Here is a 21,905-nt window from a genome sequence, read left to right as displayed (position 1 = left end):
CCTGCGAGTGTTGTTTCCATATTACACCTTTCTCATTGTTACTGTTTTATATCTAGACTCACCAAAGAGGCTATATACATCTTGGGCACTCTTGAAATCTGAAAGAGCGACAATATCACCTTCCATTCTTTCATCTGCAATAACATCTACAGTAATGCTTCTGTTCTCAAATACTATTTCTACTTTAGAACCCAATGCTTCTGCTTTCGCTGTACTTGCATAAAGACCAAAGGCTTCAAAGATCTCATGTGCTTTATCACTAAAGTCATTGAATTGTCTTTGTGGGTTACATCTGTAAACGATCTCTCCATCAAGCGTGATAGATTCATCGATCTTCTCAACTTTGATCTCTTTAGCTTTTCTTTTCTTTGTTGTTAATTCATAACCTCTGTTTTCAGTACCATCGTTAAGGTATCCGTTTGGCAAACTATCAAACTCTACTGCCTTGAATCCTTTTGAAACCGGGAGTTTAACTGTCCAATCAATCGTCTCTCTTGGAGCATCGACTAAAACTTTCATGATATCATTAAGCTCATAACCTCTGTACTCTAAAGCAGCATTTGTCGGAGTGACTCTTTTATGCATATTTGTCAATGTACCTTCTTGTTGGTTCATTGCCGGCATATCGAGATCACCATCTCCTAGTGCTGAGAGTCTGAAGTCACCATTTTCATTGTAACCTACCGTTGAACCCGTAGCTTCATCATCAAGATCACAAATAAGTGCTACACCCAAAGAGTTTGTTTTAGGCGGGATCATCGCTACAGAAACAGTTGATGTTTCTTCGATCAATGCTATCAGCTTTGCAATATTTTCTGCTTTTTCATGGAAATAGAGGTCTTCACCGACAATAAGTGAAAAACTCTCTTTCTTTTTCATCATTTTTTCAAATGCTGCAGTAAAAGCATCACTCTCTTTACCAAGAAGTTCAACCAAACCGTTAGACTCAACAGTGATCTCTTTTTCTACCATTTCCGGTACTTTTTTCGTTACTTCTTTACTTTCACCTGTCTCTTCATCTATGACTGTTTCAGTCACATCTTTCATGACCTTCTCTTTAATAGTCTTCGTAGTAGAAGATTTGAAACTGGCAAGGTACTCTTTCACATCAGCAGGTAATTTATCAGCATCGGCAAATAGATCCAAGATCAGATACAGTGCTGCTTCTTCCAATCCAACTTTGTGAGTGAAAACCTCTACACTCTTACCAAATGTTGGTACAAGATTGTCTCCTACCGGGTGGAAGTAAAGCCCTGCACCTTTATTCATCTTTTGAACGTTGTTGAAGGCATAACGTGCATTAGGATTATCATTTCTTAAAGATGTACCCACAGACATTACAAAATCAGTTGCCATTACTTCTTTGAAATCAAAGCTGTAAAGTGACTGTCCTGCTGCTGCAGAGTATGATGAAAGGAATTTCTGGAATGCTCTTGCATCCGGATTTACCAATTTCACACCTGTTTTTTCTTTCAGTGTTTGAAGCATAAGCGCTTCTTCATTAGTAATGACAGAGTTAAATCTGATGCTATCTGCATTTTTAAATGCTTCAATAGCAGCCTTAAATGCTTTTTCATCTTTGCCATCCACAGCGTTTTCAAAATCATATCCGAAACGACCTGCACCACAAAGTGAAACATAGTTCCATTCATTGGTTACACGGAAAATTTTATCATCTCTGTTTTCAATAGAAGCAGGTTTTGTCTCATAGTAAATTTGACATCCGCTACTACAATGAGCACAAGTTGCCGGTGTACGTTTAAGATCCCAGGCATTTGAAGTATAAACAAAATCTCTACTTACCAATGCTCCTACAGGACAGACAGCTGCACACTCACCACAGTCAGAACAATCTGTAAATTCTGTACCGTTACTCGGAGCGATCACAGATTTTTGAAGTTTATTCCACATAGCATAAGCATCTTTAGGCATCGTTTCTTTGAAACCTTTATCGAGTGCTTCTCCACCTCTTTTAACAGTAGTGATCGCTGCATCACCTATCATATCTTTACAAACAGTGGTACAACGTTCACATACGATACAGAGTCCCGCATCATAGTGCAGTACTGAAGACCAGTTAGTCGTCTCTCTTTTGGTATCCTGTATCATGTATGATTGAGAATCAACACCTAGTTCAAGTGTATAGTTCTGTAGTTCACATTCACCACTCTTATCACAAACACCACACTGAAGCGGGTGATTAACATCATACACTTCCATGATGGCTCGACGCTCTTCAAGAATATTTGGTGTGTCAACAGTGACTTCCATACCCTCTTTTACTTTTGCATTACAAGCATATACCTGTTTACCATCCGCTTCTACAAGACAAATATGACACGCCAATGTTGGCGAACATCTTGTCAAGTAACAAATAGCTGGAATAAAAACATCATTGGCACGTGCTGCATTAAGGATATACTCACCCTCTTTAACTGCAAATTCTTTACCATCAATCTTAATATTGACTGTACTCATATTATTTCCCTGCCCTTTCAAAATCTAACCTGCTAAACCTATAAGAGGATAACAAAGCAGCACTTAATCCCATATCAAAAGTAGGATTGAGTGCTATTGTCCCCTTCATAGATGTATCAATCTTAAACACACGATCAAAACGTACTCCGTCGATGCTGAAAGAAATACTCTCACTATCCTGAAGTTTTGTCGCTGTTGCAAATTGTTGTGAACCTAACAAAAGTGCTTCAGTTTCCAAAGCTTTACATTTAGCAGTGAATGCTGAAAACTGCTCTGTCGGATTACAGTTATAGATCACTGCACCATCAAAACCATCTATGTCAGAAACTTCTTCGAGTGTTCTGCTTACAGAGACTTTCATACTCTTCAAGAGATATCCTCTATGCTCATTCCCTACAGAGTCAAAGTAGTCAGGTAAGCTATCAAACTCTTGTACTTCAAAGCCTTTGTCTACAGGTAACTCTTTTGTATACTCTATCGTGTACTCTGCATCTAAGCCTAAAGCATTTGCGATATTGTTCAATACATATCCGCCATACGGCAAGGCAACATTCATCGGTACGACACGTTTGTCGTTTGTTGTGAGTGTTCCCTCTTGCTGATTCATGGCTGGCATATCAAGATCACCATCTCCAAGTGCAGACAAAGTAAAGTCAGCCGGAGTGTTATATCCGACTGTTTTCCCCTCTGCTTCATCATCCAGGTCACAAATAAGTGAAATACCCATCGCATTACCTGCCGGAGGTACACATACAACATTAAATCCTGCATACTGCTCAAGTAGTGCAAGAAGTTTCGCTATCTGCGCTGCTTTTGGATGTGCATAAAGGTCAGAACCCGCTATCAAAGAGAAGCCTGATTTTTTGATCAGTGATTTTGCCAAGAAAGCAAGCTCTTCTTCACCTATATTGCTCTCTGCACTCAAGTTACCGATATCCAAGTCATCTAAAAATGCTCGTATCGCTTTAGGCACTTCTATATCTTTAAGAAGTGTCTCAACTAAAAGTGCTGCTACACCCTCTTCGCTTCCTGCTTCATACTTGATAAATTGGGTTACGATATTCTTGATCTCAAGATCTTCAAGCGGATGCATATAAGCTACTCTGGCCCTGTGCCATTTACTTGCCATGTTGATATGGTATTTTACCGTTGGACTGTCATCATTGATCTTTGTTCCAAGTACAATAACAGCTCTTGATTCAGAAATACCTTTTAGCGTTCCACCATAAAGGCTCTTGCCTGTTATCGAACCATACGCTTGCATGAACTTCTGGTAGCTTCTTGCTTCATGGGAAATAAGCTTATATCCTTTTTGCTCTTTAAGCTTTTGGAGGATCAGTGCTTCTTCGTTAGAAGTTTGACTACTGAAAAGTATGCTTTGTGCATTTTCAAATGCTTTTACAGCAGCTTCAAATACTTTTACATCTTTGCTTACATTTTCATTGGCATAATCAAAACCATATCTTCCTGCACCACAAAGGTTTGAGAATTCAAAGGCATTGGTCATACGGTAAATTCTCTCATTTTTCACTTCATAGGTCATTTGACAACCGCCGCCGCAATGAGGGCATGCTGATGGTATTTTTTCAAGCTCCCAGGCATTAGTCGTGTACTTAAAGTTCGTATCTACCAATGCACCTACAGGACATACTGCCGCTGCTTCACCCAAAGAAGCATAGTTCTTCTCTTGTTTTACATTGATGATCGTTGATGAGTATCCACCAAACTTAAGTTGTAAGGCTTCATCACCTGTGATCTCTGTAGAAACCCTTACACACTTTTCACACATGATGCACAGTGCAGGATCATAAGAAACATGTCCCCAATTCTCTACAGGTCTGTGTTGGTCACGTGCAGTAAAGGCTTGCTCTTCAAGACCAAACTCCATTGTTTTGTTTTGAAGGTCACACTCACCACTCTTATCACATACACCACACTCTAAAGGGTGGTTTACATTATAAAGTTTCATGATGTTCTGACGCTCTTTATTGAGTTCATTGTTTTGTGTGTTGATCACTGCACCGTCAGTTGCTTTCTCCTGGCATGAGAGGATCATTCCATCTACACCCTCAACATCTACGATACACATACGGCAAGATGCAATTGGCTGCACTTTTGTAAGGTAACACATCGTTGGAATATAAATATCATTCTCTCTTGCAATATCTAAAATGGTCTTTCCAAAGGTACTTTCACATACTTTACCATCGATGGTAACTGTAATGGCTTTCCCTTTATTTATAGAATTATGTACACCCATATTACACCGCCACCATTGAGATATAGTAACAACGCATACAACGTTCAGCTTCAGCCATAGCTTCTTCACCTGTGAAGCCAAGGTTGACCTCTTTGTTGTTCGTTTTACGCTCATCTACTTCAAGCTTTTCGCTCACAGCACGAGGAAGTCCAGGCATCCAACCAGTGATATTCTCTTTTTTGTCATAGACTCTGAGTCTGTTCAAATGGTCTTCCATGATCTCATCATCAGTCAACGTACATTTACCGTCATAGATATAACGACTGATCACTGAAGCAGCACGTCTCGCTTGTCCTACTGCATTTACAATGGTCATCGGACCATATTCACAGTCACCCGCAGCAAAAAGCCCCGGACGTGTTGTCATAAAGTCTTTACCATTGGTTAAGATACTGTTCCATGATGTCATCTCAAGATTCCAATCTTCAGGAAGAATTTGTGTGTCAAGTGCTTGTGAAACAGCAGGGATAAGATAATCACACTCTATTTCAAAATCACCATCTTCTATCTTCACAAGTTGTGCTCTACCACCATCTGGATCCGGTACAAGTTCAAAACGATTGACTTTAAGCCCGGTGATGTTTTTCTCATCATCATAAATTTCTTCAATCGCAGAGTGGAAGATGAACTCAACACCCTCTTCTACTGCTTCATGATATTCTTCATAGGTCGTATTACGGATGATCGTTTTTTCATCACGACGGTAAAGCATGATCACTTTTTTTGCACCTTCACGAATAGAACATCTTACAACATCCATAGAGGTAAATCCACCACCGACACAGACAACGGCTTTACCTTCTAACTCATTTGATGCCGGTGAACCAATGTCATATTTGTGCCACAAGTTTACCTTGTCAAGCATCTCTATCGCACCCCAGTAACCACCCATTTTAGTGTTTTCATTTGCCGCACGTACTTTCTTAGAGAGTCTTGCACCAAATCCAAGCAAGGTTGCATCATACTCAGCCTCGATCTCTTTGAGACGTTCTGCATCTACTCTATGGTTATTGGTAATACTTACTGCTTCAAGTTCAAGCACAAGATCGATATCTTTTTGATACTTGCCAATAGGCATACGATACTCAGGAACTCCTACAGCAACTTCACCACCGTTAACCGGTAACTCTTCAAAGATATGTGACTGGATACCTTCAAGTGCCAAGTAGTATGCAGCTGTAAGTCCCGCAGGCCCAGCACCTATGATCGCTACTTTTTTACCATCATTTCTGAGTGGTTTAGGTTCTACCGGATGTAACCAAGGAAGCTCATGATCTGTCTCATAATCTGCCCCTAAACGCTTAAGCTCCATGATCGAGATAGGCTCATCAAGGTTCATACGACGACAGGCATCTTCACATGGATGAGGACAGACACGACCACAAGTATGTGCAAGTGGCATAGTTTGTCTTGTTGCAGCCAATGATTCTGTAAAGACCATATCTCTTACACCCTCGATATAGGCAGGGATGTCAACATGTGCCGGACACATATCTGTACATGGTGCTGTAACTTTAGCAATGTACGTTGTGTCTCCTGCATAATGTTTAGAAGGTACTTGACCATCAATACATGTATCAAACTGATCTTTATAGTGCTCCATCAAATCCAAAATAGGTTTAGGTACTGTTTTTCCGATCTCACACTTAGATGTTGTCATCATTGTTTGACTTATCTCTTTCAAGTGTGTTATGTCATCATGGGTACCTTCACCACGTGCTATTTTGTCGAGTAAATCATAAAGGATCCTACCTCCCCATCTACCTGGAGCACAACGACCACATGCTTCAGAGTACTCTTGGTACTGTGCAGCATATTGTGAAGCTAACTCTACGGCATCTATATCTTCATCGAAGATGGCAACACCATCCCAGCCGATAAATGCTTTAGAGTTTCTGTCTCCATGATAGGTTTCAGGCAGTTTAAATCCTGATTCACTCAACTCATCAGACGATTTACCGCGATTATCGATAAATTCATCCCTCCAAGTTGAGAATATAATACCTGACATTATTTAGCCTTTGGCTTTCTAGCAGCACGTTTTGTTGTTGCTCTTTTTACAGGCGTTGTTTTTGCAGGAGCTTCTTTTGCACTCTCTTCTTTAGCTTTTGCTTCAGCTGCAGCTTTTTCTGCTTCTTCTTTGGCTTTTGCTTCAGTTTCAGCTTTTTCCGCCTCAACTTTTTCTGCTTCCTCTTTAGCTTTCGCTTCAGCTTCTGCTTTCTCAGCCTCTTCTTTAGCTTTTGCCTCAGCTGCAATTCTGTCTGCCTCAGCTTTTTCTTCAGCTGCAACTCTATCTGCTTCTGCTTTCTCTTCAGCCGCAACTCTTGCAGCTTCTATCTTCTCTGCTCTAGCTTTTCTGGTTTCATCATCTACTTTTTTGACAACAATAGTCCAATCCACTTCATTAAACTTCAATGAATTCATCAAGTCATGGCCTGTAGCTCTTACTACATCTGCAGACTTTTGAATAGGAGAGAAATCTCCTACTTCAAAAAGGAAGATCCCTACTTCATCAACTTTGATACCTTTATCGATAAGTTCGACCATTCTGTCATAAAAATCATCTTTTAAATGTCTTAAATCATATCTTTTCATAGTCTCTCCTATCTATCAACTTCACCGAATACGATATTGGTAGTACCAATGATCGTAACGACGTCTGCTATATATGTCCCCACAAGAAGCTCTTGAAGCAATCCTGTATGGAAGAAACTCGGTGCTCTACACTTCAATCTGTAAGCATACGGCTCACCTTCTGACTTAATATAGAAACCAAGTTCACCTTTTGGTGATTCAGTAGGTACATAGACTTCACCTTTTGGTGGTCTCATCCCTTGTGTCACGAGTACAAAGTGCTGCATTAATGCATAGTTTTGTGTCATGATCTCTTCTTTTGTAGCAGAGATATATTGCGGTGCATGTGCCATAAGTTGCGGTTCAGATTTTTTATACATAGGGATAAGTTGTCTGATGATCCTTGTGGACTGTTTCATCTCTTCCATGTAAATTCTGAAACGTCCGTAAGAGTCACATCTGTCTGAAGTTGGAATATCAAAATCAAGCTCAGAGTAAAGCTCATAAGGCTCCTCTTTTCTGATATCCCAATTTACGCCTGAACCTCTAAGCATCGGTCCTGTACATCCCCAAGAGAGTGCATTTTCTGCAGAGATCACACCTACATCTTCAAGACGCATTTTCCAGATACGGTTCTCATTTAAAAGTGCTCCGTAAGTGTCATCTACTTCTTTATCGATCTTATCACAGAATGATATTGCAGCTTCCAACCAACCTGCAGGAAGGTCAAGAGGTACACCACCGATACGTACTGCGGAATGCGTCAATCTAGCTCCACAGTAATCTTCCATTAAGTCCATTGCAAACTCACGTTCACGGAAGGCATAAAGGAAGACTGACATCGCACCTACATCCAGGGCATGTGTTGCCACAAAGAAAAGGTGAGAGATAATTCTATTGAGTTCCAATAGCATTGTTCTGATCACTTGCGCTCTTCTTGGTGCTTCTATACCGATAAGCTTTTCTACAGCAAGTGCATAGGCATAGTTGTTGGAAGTTGACGCGATATAGTCAAGTCTGTCTGTTGTTGGCAAAAACTCATTGTATGTCATGTTCTCTGCCATCTTCTCGATACCACGGTGAAGATACCCGATGTCCGGATAGGCTTTCACAACCTGCTCACCATCTAACTCTAGTACAAGTCTAAGCTGACCGTGTGCTGATGGGTGCTGAGGACCAAAGTTGATGACCATTGTGTTATCGTCACGCTCAAAATTGAGGTTTTCAAAAAATGGGGTTAATTTATTGGGTTGTTGCATCTTGCCTCCTTATCTTCTCTCATCTAATTGCTTGCCAGAATCTTTAGTATAATCTACAAGCACTGTTTCACTATACTCGATCGCAGTCTCTTTTTCACCTTCAGAGATATCTCCTGCAAATGGTACTTCATATCCTACTCTTGAGAAACGTTTTGTATCATATCTATCAATACGTGCAGGATCTCTATTTTCCGGACCGATCACATCTCTGTACTCTTTACCGAAGATCTTATCTACTTCATACCATGAAGCAAACTCATCCCCTATCATAGGGTAGGTTTTAAGTAAAGGATGTCCTTCCCAGTCATCAGGCATAAGTATACGCTTAAGGAACGGATGATTATTCACTTTGATACCGAACATATCGAACATTTCACGCTCTGCAAAGTTTGCTGATTTAAAGAGAGGCTCAACACTTTCGATAGCTTCACCCTCTTTAATGCGACATACCACTCTTACTCTTTTGGCTTCAGTGATATTTAACATTTGATAAAAGAGTTCAAACTCTCCATCTTTTGCCAAATAGTCTACCGCACTCTGCTCAGAACACTGTGTGTATCCGCACTTCTCTTTAAGTATCTCAAGCACGTTAAAGTTTTCAGTTGGGTTAATATGCACTACAAGCTGTCCTATCTCAATATAAGACTCTTTTGCTTTTCTACCCAAAGCTTTTACTACAGCTGCAAAGTGACTCTCTGCTTCAACTTCTTCTCTTGGTACACGTGGTGCTACCCAAAATCTATCTGTATAGTATGATTTACCCTGAACATTGTCTTTCGGTGTATATTTTCTCATTACACTAACCTCAAGTTTTGTTTTGTATTGTTATTCATATTTGCAGACTCTCTTCTGATCTTCTTTTGAAGCATCATAAGTGCATACTGCAGTGTCTCAGGACGTGGAGCACACCCAGGAAGATAAATGTCAACAGGAATGATACGGTCAACCCCTTGTACTGTTGCATACGTGTTGAACATACCACCTGTGTTTGCACAAGAACCCATAGAGATCACCCATTTAGGCTCTGTCATCTGGTCATAAAGTCTTCTTGCAAACTCTGAGTGCTTTTTAGAAAGTGTTCCTGCAAGTATCATTACATCTGCTTGTCTTGGAGACGCTCTAAAGATGGTTCCCATTCTATCGAAGTCATAACGACTTGCTCCAGATGCCATCATCTCGATCGCACAACATGCGAGTCCATATGTAAGCGGCCAAAGTGAATTTGAACGCCCCCAGTTTACGAGTTTGTCTACCGAAGTCAATGCTATCGGCAAGCCTGCTGATGAGGCATAATTTACTTGATGGTGTGCCATTCAAGTGCTCCTTTCTTCCATGCATATACGAAACCAATCGCAAGTAATAAAATAAATAGTATCATCTCCACAAATCCAAACCAGCCAAGCAGTTTAAAGTCGATCGCCCATGGGAACATAAAGATAATCTCTATATCGAACAAGATAAACAAAAGTGCTATCAGGTAAAACTGTACTGAGATGGTGTTGGGTTGTTTTGTAACCTCCGGTCCACACTCATAGATACTGAGTTTAAGCTTTTCTGTATCCAGTCTAGCCATTTTTCTACTAACAAGTCTTGCCAAAAACAACGTAGCCGGAAATGCTACAGTTGTCAGTGCAAATAAAACAAATACACCAAAATACGGATGTTCTGTAATTACATGAGTCATATTAATCCCTTAACCTATATTAATTCTTCTCTCAAAGATAACGAGAGTATTCTCAGAATATTACCTTCATATTATCTGAAAGATGGTTAAAGTATTTTTGGCTCTAAAGGCTTTGAAAGATTAGTTTTAGGGGATGTAACTATGTGAAACAAAAAAAAGTGGTTACAATACTCAAAAAAATTATTAAGGTTATTATGACAAGAATTAAAATTCAGTACAAGCGAAACACTAAATGTTGAGTCGTAAGAATTATACCAATGTACTTTATTGGATAGCTATGGTTGGATTGGTCATTTGGTTTGCATACACTAAAGGATGGATACTTGCCAACTTTGAAAGCATTACGGCAAAACAGGCTTATACCCTCATGGAAAATGATCAAAACGCAACACTTTTGGATGTAAGGACCATTGAAGAGTTTAAAAGTCACCACGTCAGAGATGCACAACTCATCCCGCTTGGAGAACTGGAAAATAACTTAGAAAAACTCGAAGCAAATAAAAATAAAAAGATCATCGTTTACTGTCAAACAGGACGCAGAAGTGTAAGCGCTTCACGGATCTTGGAAAACAATGGCTTTACTCCCCTCAATGTGGAAGGTGGGATCATTGCAATGAAGCATGTTGGGTTTGAGATGGTGAAGTAGTATTATACGCATACCAAAACTTGTGCATTGGTTTCTGTAGTTTTAATATCCCCACAAGAGTGGGAATACCTAAGCAGACATTACAATTCTATATTCAAAGCTCCAAGTGTTTCATAAGTGATACCACCTGTTGCAAGGTTGTTATCTCTTTGGAATTTATCTAATGCATTTTTAGTTCCTCTACCTAAGAGACCATCTGCTTCACCCGCATTGTAACCCTTCTCATTAAGCGCCGATTGGATCTTGGAGATGACATCTTTGTTCATATTGGTTTGACAGAGAATTCTTTTCCATCCTACATGTGTTGCTGAGATTTTTTTACGTTTTTTCATCATTTTATACTCAGCTTCAATAGGTGTTTTTACCTCTTTTGCTTCTGTAATTAACTTTTGCACTGCTACGACTTCATTTGTTGCAGGGATTACCTCTTCTTCTACCTTTGCCGGTACGTCAAGCACTATTTTTGTCACCTCTTTAGTCTCTGCAGGTTCTTCTGTTAAACAGATCTGGTATCCTGTGTATTTAAGGGCATCTTCCACCTCATCTTTGATATTGTGCCAAGAGAATGTTGATTCACTCTCTAATTGGGTTTTTTCAATAGTCTCATACACTGCAGGCATTGGAATATTTTTGATCTGTGTATCTGTTAACAGTTTTTTAACTTTGATCACCTGAGTCTCTTCCTGAACCTCTACGATCTTGGTAGTCGCCGGTGTTTTAAGCACACGTTTTTTAATGGTTTTGTATTTTGCCGGTATCTTGACCAGACACATGATCTCACCTGTAGCACCAGAAACTTTTTGTGCCGGATTTTGACCTTTTTTCCATACGGTTTTTTCAGCCTCTACCAACACTTGTTCCTCTGTCTCTTCATAAACAGCAGGAACCTCAATGATCTCCTTGGATGCCGGTTTTATGACGATGGTTTTTTCTACTATTTCAAACTCAGCAGGGATCACTTCTGTTTCATTATGTTCATTTCGTACCAAAATATCTTCTGTTATTTTTTTAAACTTTCGTGGTATAAAATATTCTTTATAACAGTTACCTGGCTGTGAACTGTTCAGATCTACCCCACCTGCCCCTGCAGCAGCCAGGATCATCTTGCTTACAGGTAAAGCTTTTTTCTTGAGACTTGTTTTCCAAGTGCGGATCGCTGGTTTAACTTCGATCGTTTCGGTAATTTCTTTATATGTTGCAGGTATCGGGGTAAGTTTTTTAGTAGCCGGGATCACTTCTATCTCTTCTTCTGCCATTCTATACTCTGCTGGAACAATAGAGATCTCTGAAGAAGGCTCTTTAACCATCACCTGTTCTTCTACTGTTTCATACTGTGCCGGCAGAACCACTCTGGCATAACATTCACCCGCTTTAGCATCTGGTGGAATAAGAGATACCTCTTGAGCATTTATATAAGTAAGAGGCAGTAATAGTGCAACAAGTAGATTTGAGTATTTAATTTTCATTAGTTCTTCCTTCTTGATATTTTCACCATATCATATAGGAGAGAACTTACCTAAGTATTACTTCATTCCTGAGAGTAGTTGGTCATACACTTCTAAAGTGATCTCAAAACTCTCACTGCTGCGTGATTTCTTTTTTTGGAGTTCTTCTTTCATTAGATCCGTCAACTCGCTAAGACGTTTGGAAACTTCCCTTTTACACCCTTTTTGTCCTCTTGCATTACAATTATCTATAAGTGTAATAATTTGTGGAAAAAGCGAAGCGGTGAGCTTGTTATACATTTCACTGTAAGCACGTTCCTTTATAAACTTTTCTATGCTCTTGTTTTGCTCTTTGGTGTAACCCCACACCTCATCTATGTACGCTATCTGCTCGTTGATATGTTTATGTTTTTTATTGTCTTCTTTGTGGCGTTTCTTTTTGATCTTTTCTAACTCTTTGTAGGTTTCACTTTGTGGTTGAAATCCTTTTCCTCTTTGTTGCCACCAGAGATACACCATTGTCAACAAAGTAGCAAAAGCCACCCAAGGAAGGATGAAAGGATAAAAAGAGCCTAAGAGTGCTGTTGATGACACCCCGAAAAGCACAAAAAAACTTTGCATATTTTATACCTTGAACCCCATACTTTTAGAGCCTTCAAAACTACTTCCAAGCTCTTTTTCTATCTCTTCCAAAAAGTCTCTGTTTCCAAATACACTCTCTTCACGTACTGCCACTTTATACGCTGTATTTTTGATGATGAGATTGATCTGACCTCCTGTGAGTTCGTGTTTGGCAAGTTCTGTCATATCAAAGCCCTCTTCGTAGTCTGCATTTTCAGGAAGCATGAACTGCCAGAGTCTTAAGCGTTGTTTTTTACCCGGTTTTTTAAACTCTATCTTATAGTTAAAACGTCTTGAAAAAGCTTTATCTATGTTACCAAGCAAGTTTGTTGTAGCGATGAGTACACCCTCAAACTTTTCTATCTGCTCCAAGAAGATGTTTTGCATTTGGTTGTGCATCTTGTCAGCAGAGCTACCCTGCCCTTCAGATCTGGAACTCAAGAACTGATCTGCTTCGTTGAGGAGTAAGATAGGCTCTACTTTTGCTTTTTTACTTAACTCCTGAAAGTCATCAAAGATCTTACGGACATTTTTTTCACTCTCACCGACATACATAGAGAGGATCTTCGAACAGTCAAAAGAGAGGATAGGCTTTTTGAGTGTCTTTGCCAAACTCATCGCTGTCATTGTTTTACCTGTACCAGCCGCACCATAAAAAATAATACGTGCATCGATGCCTTTACGCTTATCTTTGATGCCCCACTCTCTTAACTTTTTAAACACCTCTTTGTCAACCTGTTTGACAACATTGTTCAGTGTCTCTCTTGTCTTGGGATGAAGTACAACATCATCGAGTGTTGTGGTTGGTTTCAGGTATTCAAAAAGTTCCTGTTCCTGTACAAGGGCATCAAGTTTGAGCTTAGTGACTTTTTTGGTTTTATTGGGGTGAATGATACGCTGCATTACCTCTTCCTGCAGGTAAAATGAGCGACTTACCCCTCCAAACATATTTAGTATCTCTTCATAGTCGATGATATCTTCAGTGATAAGTTTTGCACCATCTTCAAGTAACGCACGGTTTTTGATCTTTTCATACTCATCAAAAGAGATAAGTTCTATGAGAGTGTTCATATCTCTAAACTGCCCCTCGCCGCCACTGTACTCTTCTTTAAGCAGTGCCAAGAAAATACGTTTCTCTTTATCATCCAACTCTTTTTCTTTAAAGAACTCTTCTACGACTATGGGCTTATCTGTCATTTTAACACGCTCTTCGATACGTGTTGTCAAAAGTGTCAATTTATTCTTCAAGCGTCCAATGCTCAGAGAGTTATCAGCCAACCCTTGTTTAAACGTAGCTATCTTATGTAACAGGGAAACCATGTCGAATTGATCTTGCAGGTACTCCAAATGATCAGTATAGGGCTTAACTTCCGGAAGAAATATCTCCAAAGATCCCTCTTCAAGCAGGCGTAAAAGTGAAATGCTTGGGGTTACCGAAGTACCGATCAGTTCCAGTTTCGAGGTTTCATGTGCTTTAACCTGTCCAAAACTCATTTGCATGATCCACCCCAGATCGAGAAGGTTTTTAACCAATACAAGTTTTTTGAGATACGCATACCCCTCCGTAGAAAAATTATCTTGCAACATCTCGAGTACAGGCACTTCTTCAAGCCCTTTTACATAGCGTTTACAGACATACTGCACTAATTCTGCTTCTTCTTTGGTACATTTTAAATGTTCATAAATAAATGCTTTTTCTACATTTTTTGCTTCAATAAAATTAATAAGGTATTTCAATAATATTCCTAATAAATAGTTACAAGGACACATTAAAGATGACCTTATGTTTGAGTATAACAAATATTTGCTATACTTTGTATAATATTTAAAGGAGCAACTATGCGTATACTATTAATGATAACTCTCACCTTCTCTATGATGATGGCTGAATCAACGATGATAAAAGACCCAAAAACCAATCTTATCTGGGAAGACCATATGCATGTTTCAGAAGTGAAAATAACACATATCAAGGCGAAGAGCTATTGTGCCGAGTTGAAACTTGGTAATTTTGAGAATTGGCGTTTGCCTACATTGCAGGAACTGCTTTCTATCGTAGACTATAAACGCTATAAACCTGCGCTTGTAAACGGGTTTAACTATAGCAATAAAGATACACTTTACTGGTCAAGTACGCCTTATGCCAAAACAAGTGATGAGTTTTGGGGTGTGAGCTTTAAAGATGGTGCCACAAGTAATGCATCAGAGACGTATGATAGATATGTCCGTTGTGTAAGAGATTCAAAGTAAGAGATGTCCTTTTTTAAAAATCTCTTTTCTAAACCTCAAACTAAACAACTCAGCATTACTTCAAATAACGGATTTCACCTTAGACCCGTTGCACAATTTGTCTCTGTTGCCAAGACTTTCTCTTGTCAAATTACTGCTACATTTAAAGATAAAACTGTGGATGCAAAAGGTGTCAACAGTCTCTTGTCTCTCTCTTTGGAAAAAGGGGACAGCTTTACCCTTGTTACAAAAGGTAAAAAAGCAGAGGAAGTACTTGAGAAACTCCATACACTGTTTGAGACACTTATGCATAATGACAAAGAGGTCAAGCAGATAGAAAAAGAGACTTACAGCTATGAGGGAAGTGCCATAGAAGGGGATATCATTTCAGAAGGTATTGCTATCGCTCCTCTATATACCTATACAGCAAAAGAGATTCTGCAAAAAAGTGATTTGAATTTTCAAGAAGCCCTGCATAAAGGTATAGATGAATTAGAAGCGCTTTACACTACACATCAAAAAAATGATACTGCAACTATCTACCTCGCACAAAAAGAACTTTTAGCTTCACTAGGACAAAAAAGTCAGACACTTACTGAATTTGAACAACTCGTAGAAAAAGAGTCACAACAACTTTTAGGGACAAAACTTGACTCTAAAAGAAGTGATTATCAAGATCTCTTGCAACGTGTAAAAAAACATTTGGGAGTAGAGTTGAAAGTAACTTTCCCTGACACACCTTTTATACTTCTCGCTGATGATCTACTTCCCAGCCAGATCGATACACTTGCAAAAACAAAAGTTTCCGGAGTAGTTTTAAAAGAAACTTCTGCAAACTCACATACGGCGATCTTACTTCGTGGTGCAGGTATTACTTCCCTGATAGCGGATACAACTCAACTTCTAGCAGACACAAAAGTTATTTTGGATGCTCACTCCGGAGCAGTGATTTACGCACCCAGCAGTGAAGATCTACAAAAAGCAAAAAACCGTTTAGAAAAAAATGAAGCACAAAAGGCCCTGGCATCAACAAAACGGTTTGAGAATGCCACTACAAGCAAAGGTAAAAATATTAAAGTCCTTGCCAATGTTTCTGATGTAAGTTCTGCCAAGATAGCCAAAGAAGAAGGTGCTGAGGGTATAGGACTTTTACGGAGTGAATTTTTATTTAAAGAAGAGAAGCCTACACTTGAAGTACAAACCCAAGCCTATGAAGAGATATTTACTTTATTTGATGAGATAACAGTACGTACTCTTGATATAGGAGGAGACAAAGCTCTACCTTATATGACTTTACCTAAAGAAGAAAACCCTTTTCTAGGCATACGCGGGGTGAGGCTTTTTCAAACCCACCCCGAAATAATGGCAGAACAGCTGCAGGCAATTTTTCTTGCTTCAAAAAACAGAGCCCTTAAGATCATGTTTCCTATGATAAGCTCTGTTGAAGAGTTCAATGAAGCAAAGCACTTTGCACAGGAAGTAGCAAACAAACATCAACTTGATATTGCACAACTTCAATTTGGCATTATGATAGAAGTACCTTCTGTACTCTTTTTAATGGAAACATTTAATGAAGTGGTAGATTTCTACTCCATCGGTACCAATGACCTTACACAATATCTTTTTGCCATAGAGAGAACACATCCAACTCTTAAAGCAGATGCACTTTCACCAGTACTGTTTAATGCCATTCAGAGCATTGTCAAAAAAGCTACAAAACCAGTGAGTATTTGTGGGGAACTGGCAGCAAATAAAGGTGCTATACCAAAACTTTTAAACCTAGGCATTGAAACCCTCAGTATTTCATCTAAAAGCATAGCTCAAACAAAAGAGGAAATCAGACATGTTTAGTTTATTACAGAAGATCGGTAAAGCACTGATGACACCCATCGCAGTACTCCCTGTTGCTGCACTTTTACTTCGCCTAGGCTTTGGGGACATCTTTGATGGGCAGGTAGCGCTCATCATGAAAAGTGCGGGTGATGCCATTTTTTCCAATTTGGATCTGCTTTTTGGTGTAGGTATCGCTTATGGGCTTGCTAAAAATAATGATGGAGCAGCTGCACTCTCTGGAGCCATCGGTGTACTCATAGCAAAAGCCGTTTACATCAGTATTGACAAAGATGTCAATATGGGTGTCTTTGTGGGTATCATCATCGGAGTACTTGCAGGCACACTCTATAACCGTTTTCATGACATCAAACTCCCAGAGTTTTTAGGCTTTTTTGGCGGGAAACGTTTTGTACCCATCATCACTGCTGTAACTGCCATATTTGTCGGGGTACTTGCAGGATATTTTTGGCACTATGCACAAGATGCCATAGATGCTTTTTCCAATATGATCATAGGACTGAATGAAGTAGGTACCTTCATCTACGGTACACTGAATCGTCTTCTTATTCCTCTGGGACTTCACCATATACTCAACTCTGTTTTCTGGTTTCAGTTAGGTGAATATACGCATCTTAAAGATGGCGTAGAAGTAGTTGCCAACGGTGATCTGCATCGTTTCTTTGCCGGTGATAAAACAGCAGGGGTCTATATGTCCGGTTTTTATGTAGTGATGATGTTTGGACTGCCTGCTATGGCATATGCCATTTATCTTAATACTCCGAAAAACTACCGTACAAAAGCTGGTGCTATTTTGGCAGGAGTTGCATTTACTTCATTTCTCACAGGAATTACTGAGCCTTTAGAATTTCTCTTTCTTTTTGTCGCGCCTCTGCTGTTTGTTCTACATGCATTACTGACAGGATTAGCTCTTGCGGTAGCCCAAATGCTGGATATCCATGCCGGTTTTGGCTTTTCTGCAGGCTTCATAGACTATGTTATCAACTATAAACTTGCGACAAATCCTCTGCTCATACTTCCTTTAGGTACTATATTTGCAGTGGTCTACTTCATAAGCTCTTATTACACCATTAAACTCTTTAAACTAAAAATTTTTGAAGAGAGTACAGAAGAAAATATCAGCAGTGTAAATGATGAAGCCCAAGCTTTTATCCTTGCCCTAGGCGGAAAAGAGAATATCGTAGATACCGATGCATGTATCACACGGCTTCGCATGTCCGTACATGACAATAGTACATTAAAAGATGAGGATTTTACTGTACTGGGGGCAAAAGGCGTTATCCGCCCAGATAAAAGATCTATTCAGATCATATTGGGAACTAAAGCAGAGAAAGTCTCTGAGGGGATCAGGGAAATACTAAAAGGGTAGCAACTACCCTTTTGATTTTGTTTAAGAGCGACAAGAGTGAGAACTTGAAATATCGATACTCTCTTGTTGCAACTCTTTTTGGGTTGTTGTCGTAAAGACATCATACGTATCTCCAACAACAAGCACTGTGCTTACCTTTGCTCCATCTGCTTCCAATGAATAATGACGTACCTGTACAGAGTCACCATTTTTTACCATAGCACTTTCTCGTTTCATATCTCTACCATTGATACTGTACTCACCCCTACCTTTTATTTCAATAGGCATCGGTTCATCTATATCTTGGATGAGAACCTTGTTTGATACTATAAGTTTTTTACCTTTTGTTAAAGTATCATTGAAACAAAACTGTTTTGGACTTGTACTCTTCTCTAAAATACTCTCTTTTTGAATACTGGCATTCACATGTGTTGCTAAAGAACCCAATAGAACTATAACGATCAAATTTCTTGTAAAATATACTAAATGCATAATTTACCTCCTGTTTTTTAAATTTAAATATTGATCCCTCTAAGTAACCCTATTTGATCATAGTTTTTCTAGGGGGATTTGGCATTATAAATAATAATGATTACCATAACGTTACCTATTTGCAATTATTCTCTATGTTATCAAATAACTTGATATATTTATCAATTATTGCTATACTCATGTACTTGATCATATATTTTAAAAGGGTAATGTTTATGCAAAAAATTTTATTACTACTGTTCTTTTTTGTACTGAATGGTTGTTCTTTAAGCAATGCATTTTTAACGGATGAAGTAGATAAAGTATACGTAGTAAAACACGATCCTTACGTCAAGTACCATAGAGCCTACTTTGCAAGAACAAACCTCATACCTATGCGAAATGGAACAAAATACCTTTATCTTTATCATGCCAAAAAGAAAGATCTGGCAATACTTCTTCATCGTAAAAACCAATTCCTATTATACAGTCTCACCTATCCTGACAAAAAAGAAATTATTTTTAATGTAAGCCATAAAACAAAATACCACACTGTCTTAAAACGTTTGAAACGTAAAGGCTATCGCCTTACTTCTCCTGTTAAAGTAGGTTATACTTCAAATGTAGCTCAGCGACGCTATAAAGGCATCAAAACACTTTTAGTAGAGGTAGAAGATTACAGCCGTCTACAAGGCATGTATGAAAAAGCCATTAAGTCATATAATGCAAAAGATATAGAACATATTAAAACAAAACTACCAAAAGAGTTCATATCTTCTTACTATGAGTATTACCATAAACGTGCAAAAACACAAAAACAGTTGGAACAACTTCAGATCATAGCAGAAAAACTACAATTGAATTCTGCTGGAGCAGTAGTACAAATGACAAAAGATGACTCAAAAAAAGTAATAGAAGAAGAAAAAGTCAAAGAAGAGGAAGTACCAAAAGAAGTGAAAGTTGTCACAATTATTAAAAAGCCCAAAGAAGCCATTAAACCTTATTCTTATTACTTGGAAAGTGCATCGTATAATGAGTTAAATACCTATCTTTCCAAGAATGAGACTAGGGATCATCTTACCTATAATGAATACAATACGTTAAAAGAAAGACTAAAAGAAGAGAAACTTTTACAAGACGGATCCCTGGAAGAAGTAATCGCCGCATACAAAAAAAATAAAGATCCTCGATATAAAACAAGAAGTTTACTGCTTATGAAGAAGGCGCAAGAAAATAAATGATTTAGTTAATTACGTAATAGCTATACAATGATTTTGGAAAGATTTAACAGTATTGTTGTGCCTTGATCCTCTTTACTTTTTATTTTTATAGGTACACGTAATTCATCACAAAGTTTTTTAACAATATGTAATCCTATACCTATCCCCCTATCTTGTTCTTTATAATATCTATCAAACACCTTTGAAGGATTTTTGATCCCTTTTCCTGTATCACTGATAGACAAATAGCGATCTTTTAATGTAATAGAGACCTGTCCATTGGCAATATTATATTTACCTGCATTACTCAATAGATTATCAAGAATACGAGTGAATGCGTCTTTATTGGTTTCAAGTACTGTTTTACCTAAAGAGATATTGTAAACAATATCAGGATAGAGAATCTTAAAATAATGTACACGATCTTCTGCCAATTCCTTTAAACTGAATGATTCAGACTGAGAAGGAATACCTTTTAGAAATATCTGTAAATTATTTTGTAGAGACAAAATAGTTTCAATATTATTTTCAAGTCTTTGAATTTTTTGATTCTCCCCTATCTCTCTCTTAAAGAGCTTTAAATTAATACGCATAGAACTGATGGGCGTATTAAAATCATGTAAAATATCTTTCACAAACTCTTCATTGAGACGAAGTGCTTTGCGAAGAGGCATTAATGCATAATAAGCAAAAAGGAAAGAGACAAGAGCAGCCAAAAGGGAATAGAGTAAAAACTTACGGTAAGTCTTCTCTTCTAGTTTTTTAATCCTGAGAAGATAACCTGCTTGGGGATAGACCACTTTCATCAAGTATTTCTCCGCCGTCGGCACTTTAAAGTAGCTATAAAAATCGCCATCTTTATAAAGTATATTTTTTTCTTTATTTTCAGTTTTCTCAACAAAGTCTGTCTTTAATCCCTCACAATGCAGTGTATAAGCACAAAGCTGCATCTCTACCTGTATCTTCTCCTCTACTCCAGCTTTTCTCTCTTGCAATTCATGCCAGAAATTAATCGCCAGCAATACTTCCAAAAGTATAAAAAAAATCAAAAAACTTTTAAAAAGTGACTCTAGTTCATATGTTTTCAATCATATACCCTTGTCCTCTTATATTTTTTATCTCGATCCCAAGTTTATTTTTGATCTTGGCAAGATTCACACGTAATGCATTTGCAGAGGGTTGTTCTAAAAAATCCATCAAAGTATAACTATCTACTATCTTATTTTGATGTATCATAAGTTCATGAAAAATATTTTGCTGTACCTCACCCAGGCCTATCGTTTGAGACTCTTTTTGTAGTGTTTTTGTTACAGGATCGTAACATATATCTTTATGGTACAGTAGGTTATCCTCCTGCTGATATTTGCTTTTAATGCGTATAACCAACTCTTCTGGATCAAAAGGTTTTTTGATGTAATCTTCTGCTCCCATCTCAAATCCTTTTGAAATAGAATTTATATCAGTGAGAGCAGTAATATAGATAGCAGGTGTTTCATCACCTGTTTCTCTAAGAGAAGCGAGAACATCAAACCCATCTACTTCAGGTACATTGACATCTAAGATATAGAGGTCATACTTTTTGTCAAAAGTCAGGTCAAAAACCTCAGGTCCCCGATATGCCACGTCAACACAATATCCCTCAAGCTCTAAAAACTCTCTTAGGCTATCACATAAAATCTTATCATCTTCAAGTAGTAATATATTCATCATACACTTAGTATACATAGGAAATCTTAACCAAGTATTACCCTGGTCAATTCTACTTTTTCTTTTTTGGGGATTTCAAGACAAAAAAGAATACTGCCAAGATCACGGCATA

The 21,905-nt window shown here is 38.4% G+C and carries 19 protein-coding genes and 1 pseudogene; 6 read left to right on the top strand and 14 right to left on the bottom strand.

Annotated elements, in window-relative coordinates; genetic code table 11:
- Window positions 1-21 precede the first annotated feature (21 nt).
- The 8 genes from ACLHDG_RS01055 to ACLHDG_RS01020 are packed head-to-tail and all read right to left on the bottom strand — an operon-like array spanning window position 22 to window position 10,255.
- Window positions 22-2,478 (bottom strand): NADH-quinone oxidoreductase subunit G, encoded by a 2,457-nt coding sequence (locus tag ACLHDG_RS01055; RefSeq protein ID WP_415407141.1) that lies wholly within the window; start codon window positions 2,476-2,478, stop codon window positions 22-24.
- A gap of 1 nt (window position 2,479) precedes the next feature.
- The gene (locus ACLHDG_RS01050; protein ID WP_415407140.1) at window positions 2,480-4,852 is read right to left on the bottom strand and encodes a 2Fe-2S iron-sulfur cluster-binding protein; all 2,373 of its coding nucleotides are present in this window, start codon (window positions 4,850-4,852) and stop codon (window positions 2,480-2,482) included.
- A complete protein-coding gene (locus ACLHDG_RS01045; protein WP_415407139.1) occupies window positions 4,740-6,749 on the bottom strand; it encodes an FAD-dependent oxidoreductase in 2,010 nt (669 codons plus the stop codon). The genes ACLHDG_RS01050 and ACLHDG_RS01045 overlap by 113 nt, the downstream gene beginning before the upstream one ends.
- Window positions 6,749-7,333 (bottom strand): NADH-ubiquinone oxidoreductase subunit E family protein, encoded by a 585-nt coding sequence (locus tag ACLHDG_RS01040; RefSeq protein ID WP_415407138.1) that lies wholly within the window; start codon window positions 7,331-7,333, stop codon window positions 6,749-6,751. The genes ACLHDG_RS01045 and ACLHDG_RS01040 overlap by 1 nt, the downstream gene beginning before the upstream one ends.
- An 8-nt stretch (window positions 7,334-7,341) precedes the next feature.
- On the bottom strand, window positions 7,342-8,571 hold the full coding sequence (nuoD, locus tag ACLHDG_RS01035; protein ID WP_415407137.1) for an NADH dehydrogenase (quinone) subunit D: 1,230 nt from the start codon (window positions 8,569-8,571) through the stop codon (window positions 7,342-7,344).
- Window positions 8,572-8,580: 9 nt separating this feature from the next.
- Entirely contained in the window at window positions 8,581-9,366 is a 786-nt protein-coding gene (locus ACLHDG_RS01030; protein ID WP_415407136.1) for an NADH-quinone oxidoreductase subunit C, read from the bottom strand.
- The gene (locus tag ACLHDG_RS01025; protein WP_415407135.1) at window positions 9,366-9,884 is read right to left on the bottom strand and encodes a NuoB/complex I 20 kDa subunit family protein; all 519 of its coding nucleotides are present in this window, start codon (window positions 9,882-9,884) and stop codon (window positions 9,366-9,368) included. Before ACLHDG_RS01025 ends, ACLHDG_RS01030 begins: the two co-directional genes overlap by 1 nt.
- A complete protein-coding gene (locus ACLHDG_RS01020; RefSeq protein ID WP_415407134.1) occupies window positions 9,866-10,255 on the bottom strand; it encodes an NAD(P)H-quinone oxidoreductase subunit 3 in 390 nt (129 codons plus the stop codon). The genes ACLHDG_RS01025 and ACLHDG_RS01020 overlap by 19 nt, the downstream gene beginning before the upstream one ends.
- Window positions 10,256-10,536: 281 nt before the next feature.
- On the opposite strand from ACLHDG_RS01020, the pseudogene ACLHDG_RS01015 reads away from it, so the two are divergent.
- Both ACLHDG_RS01015 and ACLHDG_RS01010 read left to right on the top strand, forming a co-directional pair.
- Window positions 10,537-10,620, top strand: a pseudogene (locus ACLHDG_RS01015) (hypothetical protein); the annotation flags it as partial.
- Window positions 10,596-10,901, top strand: coding sequence for a rhodanese-like domain-containing protein (locus ACLHDG_RS01010; RefSeq protein WP_415408312.1), 306 nt, complete (start codon window positions 10,596-10,598; stop codon window positions 10,899-10,901). The pseudogene ACLHDG_RS01015 and the gene ACLHDG_RS01010, both read left to right, overlap by 25 nt.
- An 80-nt stretch (window positions 10,902-10,981) precedes the next feature.
- On the opposite strand, the gene ACLHDG_RS01005 is transcribed toward ACLHDG_RS01010, so the two are convergent.
- From ACLHDG_RS01005 to ACLHDG_RS00995, 3 genes are read right to left on the bottom strand one after another with little or no spacing between them, the layout of a single operon-like run.
- Window positions 10,982-12,367, bottom strand: a complete 1,386-nt coding sequence (locus ACLHDG_RS01005; RefSeq protein WP_415407133.1) for a peptidoglycan-binding domain-containing protein — start codon at window positions 12,365-12,367, stop codon at window positions 10,982-10,984.
- Between the two features lie 57 nt (window positions 12,368-12,424).
- Window positions 12,425-12,967, bottom strand: coding sequence for a hypothetical protein (locus ACLHDG_RS01000; protein WP_415407132.1), 543 nt, complete (start codon window positions 12,965-12,967; stop codon window positions 12,425-12,427).
- A gap of 3 nt (window positions 12,968-12,970) precedes the next feature.
- On the bottom strand, window positions 12,971-14,704 hold the full coding sequence (locus ACLHDG_RS00995; protein WP_415407131.1) for an ATP-binding protein: 1,734 nt from the start codon (window positions 14,702-14,704) through the stop codon (window positions 12,971-12,973).
- Window positions 14,705-14,806: 102 nt separating this feature from the next.
- Here ACLHDG_RS00995 and ACLHDG_RS00990 point away from each other — a divergent pair, with 102 nt between their 5' ends.
- The 3 genes from ACLHDG_RS00990 to ACLHDG_RS00980 are packed head-to-tail and all read left to right on the top strand — an operon-like array spanning window position 14,807 to window position 18,416.
- On the top strand, window positions 14,807-15,217 hold the full coding sequence (locus ACLHDG_RS00990) for a DUF1566 domain-containing protein (protein ID WP_415407130.1): 411 nt from the start codon (window positions 14,807-14,809) through the stop codon (window positions 15,215-15,217).
- A gap of 3 nt (window positions 15,218-15,220) precedes the next feature.
- On the top strand, window positions 15,221-17,047 hold the full coding sequence (locus ACLHDG_RS00985) for an HPr family phosphocarrier protein (protein ID WP_415407129.1): 1,827 nt from the start codon (window positions 15,221-15,223) through the stop codon (window positions 17,045-17,047).
- Window positions 17,040-18,416, top strand: coding sequence for a PTS transporter subunit EIIC (locus ACLHDG_RS00980; RefSeq protein ID WP_415407128.1), 1,377 nt, complete (start codon window positions 17,040-17,042; stop codon window positions 18,414-18,416). The genes ACLHDG_RS00985 and ACLHDG_RS00980 overlap by 8 nt, the downstream gene beginning before the upstream one ends.
- 21 nt (window positions 18,417-18,437) lie before the next feature.
- On the opposite strand, the gene ACLHDG_RS00975 is transcribed toward ACLHDG_RS00980, so the two are convergent.
- Window positions 18,438-18,887: a hypothetical protein gene (locus tag ACLHDG_RS00975; RefSeq protein ID WP_415407127.1), complete on the bottom strand. Its 450-nt coding sequence runs from the start codon at window positions 18,885-18,887 to the stop codon at window positions 18,438-18,440.
- 215 nt (window positions 18,888-19,102) lie between these two features.
- Between ACLHDG_RS00975 and ACLHDG_RS00970 the strand changes: the two genes are divergently transcribed.
- Window positions 19,103-20,107, top strand: a complete 1,005-nt coding sequence (locus ACLHDG_RS00970) for a hypothetical protein (protein ID WP_415407126.1) — start codon at window positions 19,103-19,105, stop codon at window positions 20,105-20,107.
- A 20-nt stretch (window positions 20,108-20,127) separates the two neighbouring features.
- Here the strand turns inward: ACLHDG_RS00970 and ACLHDG_RS00965 are convergent, their stop codons facing one another.
- Both ACLHDG_RS00965 and ACLHDG_RS00960 read right to left on the bottom strand, forming a co-directional pair.
- Window positions 20,128-21,174: a sensor histidine kinase gene (locus tag ACLHDG_RS00965; RefSeq protein WP_415407125.1), complete on the bottom strand. Its 1,047-nt coding sequence runs from the start codon at window positions 21,172-21,174 to the stop codon at window positions 20,128-20,130.
- On the bottom strand, window positions 21,161-21,796 hold the full coding sequence (locus ACLHDG_RS00960; RefSeq protein ID WP_415407124.1) for a response regulator transcription factor: 636 nt from the start codon (window positions 21,794-21,796) through the stop codon (window positions 21,161-21,163). Before ACLHDG_RS00960 ends, ACLHDG_RS00965 begins: the two co-directional genes overlap by 14 nt.
- Window positions 21,797-21,905: the final 109 nt, after the last annotated feature.

It is taken from the genome of Sulfurovum iocasae (genome assembly GCF_047716765.1).
GTDB lineage: Bacteria > Campylobacterota > Campylobacteria > Campylobacterales > Sulfurovaceae > Sulfurovum.
The sequence above is the reverse complement of the archived record's forward strand: the minus strand, read 5'-3'. Positions and strand labels throughout refer to the sequence as shown.

Bases quoted from the DNA above. Each gene is read 5' to 3' on its own strand.
- ACLHDG_RS01025 (WP_415407135.1), bottom strand. From the start codon at position 9,884: ATGGCACACCATCAAGTAAATTATGCCTCATCAGCAGGCTTGCCGATA.
- ACLHDG_RS00975 (WP_415407127.1), bottom strand. From the start codon at position 18,887: ATGCATTTAGTATATTTTACAAGAAATTTGATCGTTATAGTTCTATTG.
- ACLHDG_RS01055 (WP_415407141.1), bottom strand. From the start codon at position 2,478: ATGAGTACAGTCAATATTAAGATTGATGGTAAAGAATTTGCAGTTAAA.
- ACLHDG_RS01045 (WP_415407139.1), bottom strand. From the start codon at position 6,749: ATGTCAGGTATTATATTCTCAACTTGGAGGGATGAATTTATCGATAAT.
- nuoD (WP_415407137.1), bottom strand. From the start codon at position 8,571: ATGCAACAACCCAATAAATTAACCCCATTTTTTGAAAACCTCAATTTT.
- ACLHDG_RS01050 (WP_415407140.1), bottom strand. From the start codon at position 4,852: ATGAGCGTAAAACGAACAACAAAGAGGTCAACCTTGGCTTCACAGGTG.
- ACLHDG_RS01020 (WP_415407134.1), bottom strand. From the start codon at position 10,255: ATGACTCATGTAATTACAGAACATCCGTATTTTGGTGTATTTGTTTTA.
- ACLHDG_RS00970 (WP_415407126.1), top strand. From the start codon at position 19,103: ATGCAAAAAATTTTATTACTACTGTTCTTTTTTGTACTGAATGGTTGT.
- ACLHDG_RS01040 (WP_415407138.1), bottom strand. From the start codon at position 7,333: ATGAAAAGATATGATTTAAGACATTTAAAAGATGATTTTTATGACAGA.
- ACLHDG_RS00990 (WP_415407130.1), top strand. From the start codon at position 14,807: ATGCGTATACTATTAATGATAACTCTCACCTTCTCTATGATGATGGCT.
- ACLHDG_RS01000 (WP_415407132.1), bottom strand. From the start codon at position 12,967: ATGCAAAGTTTTTTTGTGCTTTTCGGGGTGTCATCAACAGCACTCTTA.
- ACLHDG_RS00980 (WP_415407128.1), top strand. From the start codon at position 17,040: ATGTTTAGTTTATTACAGAAGATCGGTAAAGCACTGATGACACCCATC.
- ACLHDG_RS01005 (WP_415407133.1), bottom strand. From the start codon at position 12,367: ATGAAAATTAAATACTCAAATCTACTTGTTGCACTATTACTGCCTCTT.
- ACLHDG_RS00985 (WP_415407129.1), top strand. From the start codon at position 15,221: ATGTCCTTTTTTAAAAATCTCTTTTCTAAACCTCAAACTAAACAACTC.
- ACLHDG_RS01030 (WP_415407136.1), bottom strand. From the start codon at position 9,366: ATGAGAAAATATACACCGAAAGACAATGTTCAGGGTAAATCATACTAT.
- ACLHDG_RS00960 (WP_415407124.1), bottom strand. From the start codon at position 21,796: ATGATGAATATATTACTACTTGAAGATGATAAGATTTTATGTGATAGC.